The sequence below is a fragment of the Streptomyces phaeochromogenes genome (assembly GCF_001418655.1).
GTDB classification, from domain to species: domain Bacteria; phylum Actinomycetota; class Actinomycetes; order Streptomycetales; family Streptomycetaceae; genus Streptomyces; species Streptomyces phaeochromogenes.
In genome coordinates this window covers 1-3305 of record NZ_LIQZ01000529.1, presented here as the reverse complement: position 1 = coordinate 3305, position 3305 = coordinate 1, and the positions used below count along the sequence as shown (strand labels likewise).

The following is a 3305-nucleotide window of genomic DNA, read 5'->3' as shown; positions in this document are numbered from 1 at the left end:
GGGCGGGCGGCGCGGACGTGGGAGGATCGTGACCGGCGGGCCAGGGCCGCGCACCCGGTCGCGCCGTACGCGAGGACGCGCGTACGCAAAGGCAGTACGCAGTACCAGGGCGCGAGCATGAGGAGCACCGTTGAGCAGGTTGCGCTGGCTGACCGCGGGGGAGTCCCACGGTCCCGCACTAGTCGCGACGCTGGAGGGACTTCCCGCCGGCGTGCCGATCACCACGGAGATGGTGGCGGACCACCTGGCCAGGCGGCGCCTCGGGTATGGACGCGGAGCGCGCATGAAGTTCGAGCGCGACGAGATCACCTTCCTGGGCGGCGTACGGCACGGCCTCACGCTGGGCTCCCCGGTCGCGATCATGGTGGGCAACACCGAGTGGCCCAAGTGGGAGCAGGTCATGGCGGCCGACCCCGTCGACCCGCAGATCCTCGCCGAACTGGCCCGCAACGCTCCGCTGACCCGGCCCCGCCCCGGTCACGCGGACCTCGCCGGTATGCAGAAGTACGGCTTCGACGAGGCCCGGCCGATCCTGGAGCGTGCCTCGGCGCGTGAGACGGCGGCCCGGGTGGCGCTGGGCGCGGTGGCGCGTTCGTACCTGAAGGAGACGGCGGGCATCGAGGTCGTCTCGCACGTCGTCGAGCTGGCCGCCGCGAAGGCGCCGTACGGCGTCTACCCGACCCCCGCCGATGTGGAGAGGCTCGACGCCGATCCCGTGCGCTGCCTGGACGCGGACGCGTCGAAGGCGATGGTCGCGGAGATCGACCAGGCTCACAAGGACGGTGACACGCTCGGTGGCGTGGTCGAGGTCCTCGCGTACGACGTGCCGGTGGGCCTCGGCTCGCACGTGCACTGGGACCGGCGGCTCGACGCCCGGCTCGCGGCGGCGCTCATGGGCATCCAGGCCATCAAGGGTGTCGAGGTCGGCGACGGCTTCGACCTGGCGCGGGTGCCCGGCTCGAAGGCGCACGACGAGATCGTGCGGACCGACGAGGGCATCAAGCGGACCTCGGGGCGCTCCGGCGGCACCGAGGGCGGTCTGACGACCGGCGAACTCCTGCGCGTACGGGCCGCCATGAAGCCCATCGCGACCGTGCCGCGCGCACTGGCCACCATCGACGTGGCGACCGGCGAGGCGACCAAGGCGCACCACCAGCGCTCGGACGTGTGCGCGGTCCCGGCCGCGGGCATCGTCGCCGAGGCCATGGTGGCGCTGGTCCTCGCGGACGCGGTGGCGGAGAAGTTCGGCGGCGACTCCGTGCCCGAGACGCGGCGCAACGTCGAGTCGTACCTCCAGAACCTGGTCGTGCGGTGAGCGCTCCGCGCGTGATCCTGGTCGGACCCATGGGCGTCGGCAAGTCCACGGTCGGCGAGCTGGTCGCGGAGCGGCTCGGCTGCGCCTACCGGGACACCGACGGCGACATCGTGGCCGAGCAGGGCCGCACCATCGCGGACATCTTCGTCGACGACGGGGAGCCCGCCTTCCGCGCGATCGAGAAGCAGGCGGTGCAGCGGGCCCTGGTCGGCTACGACGGCGTACTGGCACTCGGCGGCGGTGCGATCCTCGACGCGGACACCCGGGCGCTGCTGGCCGGACAGCCCGTCGTGTACCTCTCGATGGACGTCGAGGAAGCGGTGAAGCGCACGGGCCTGAACACCGCCCGGCCGCTGCTCGCCGTCAACCCGCGCCGGCAGTGGCGCGAGCTGATGGACGCCCGCCGCCACCTCTACACCGAGGTCGCGACCGCCGTGGTGGCCACCGACGGCCGCACCCCCGAAGAGGTCGCCCAAGCGGTCCTCGACGCACTGGAGTTGAAGGAAGCATGAGCGAGGCAGTGACGCGGATCCACGTCGGCGGCACGGCGGGCAGCGAGCCGTACGAGGTGCTGGTCGGCCGCCAACTGCTCGGCGAGCTGGGCACGTTGGTCGGGGAGCGGGCCAAGCGGGTCGCGGTGATCCACCCCGAGGCGCTCGCCGAGACCGGCGAGGCGTTGCGGGCCGACCTGGCCGAACAGGGCTTCGACGCCGTCGCCATCCAGGTGCCCAACGCGGAGGAGGCCAAGACCGCCGAGGTCGCCGCGTACTGCTGGAAGGCGCTCGGACAGTCCGGCTTCACCCGCACCGACGTGATCGTCGGCGTGGGCGGCGGGGCGACCACCGACCTCGCCGGGTTCGTGGCGGCGACCTGGCTGCGCGGAGTGCGCTGGATCGCCATCCCGACCACCGTGCTGGCCATGGTGGACGCGGCGGTCGGCGGCAAGACCGGCATCAACACCGCCGAGGGCAAGAACCTCGTCGGCGCCTTCCATCCGCCCGCCGGTGTGCTGTGCGACCTGGCCGCCCTCGACTCGCTGCCGGTCCACGACTTCGTGTCCGGGCTCGCCGAGATCATCAAGGCCGGCTTCATCGCCGACCCGACGATCCTCGAACTCATCGAGGCCGACCCGCAGGGCGCTCGCACCCCCGAGGGCCCGCACACCGCCGAGCTCATCGAGCGCTCCATCAAGGTCAAGGCCGAGGTCGTCTCGTCCGACCTGAAGGAGTCCGGGCTGCGCGAGATCCTCAACTACGGGCACACGCTCGCCCACGCCATCGAGAAGAACGAGCGCTACGAGTGGCGGCACGGCGCGGCGGTCGCCGTGGGCATGCACTTCGCGGCCGAGCTGGGCCGGCTGGCGGGCCGCCTCGACGACGCGACCGCGGACCGGCACCGCACGATCCTGGAGTCGGTCGGGCTGCCGCTGAGCTACCGCTACGACCAGTGGCCCAAGCTCCTGGAGACCATGAAGGTCGACAAGAAGTCCCGCGGCAACCTCCTCCGCTTCATCGTCCTCGACGGCCTGGGCAAGCCCACCGTCCTGGAGGGCCCCGACCCGGCGGTGCTCCTCGCCGCCTACGGCGAAGTGGGCGAATAACCCCCTCCGGCGAAACTTGCTCTGATTTGCCTTGTGCGGAGGGGCACTTCGGACCGTCCCCCGCCGTTCACCAAACGGCGGCCGGGGACGGTACCGTTCGGTAGGGAGTGGGGCGGGTGCCCCGCTCCCAGCGCCAAATTGCCTGCGGCGAGTGAGCCAAAGACACGAGACGGAGTGGCACCGGATGCAGCACGCAGTGGGGTCTCCGCTGCCGCCGCCCCACCAGCCGGGGCACGGACCGGCCGTCGGCTGGTCGCCGGCCGCACAACACCCGGGACCGCACCACCCGGGCGCGCACCCGGGCTCCGCGCCTGCCAGTGCGCCCCAGGGGCCCGCGCCCGTCGGCCCGCCGCCCGGCTTCGCCGGAGCGCCCACCGGGCCCCATGCCCC

4 protein-coding genes are annotated in these 3305 nt (G+C 72.7%); all 4 read left to right on the top strand.

Annotated elements, in window-relative coordinates; translation table 11 throughout:
* Positions 1-130: 130 nt before the first annotated feature.
* Complete coding sequence (gene aroC / locus AOK17_RS44930) at positions 131-1315, top strand: chorismate synthase (protein ID WP_055618429.1); 1185 nt, start codon at positions 131-133, stop codon at positions 1313-1315.
* A gap of 29 nt (positions 1316-1344) precedes the next feature.
* Positions 1345-1827: a shikimate kinase gene (locus AOK17_RS44925; protein WP_055618430.1), complete on the top strand. Its 483-nt coding sequence runs from the start codon at positions 1345-1347 to the stop codon at positions 1825-1827.
* Positions 1824-2915 carry a 3-dehydroquinate synthase gene (aroB, locus tag AOK17_RS44920; protein WP_055618428.1) on the top strand — a complete coding sequence of 364 codons (1092 nt, stop codon included), beginning with the start codon at positions 1824-1826 and terminating at the stop codon, positions 2913-2915. Before AOK17_RS44925 ends, aroB begins: the two co-directional genes overlap by 4 nt.
* A 184-nt stretch (positions 2916-3099) precedes the next feature.
* Positions 3100-3305 (top strand): Pro-rich N-terminal domain-containing protein (locus AOK17_RS51820; RefSeq protein WP_245697790.1); only part of this gene is annotated, 206 nt, incomplete at its 3' end.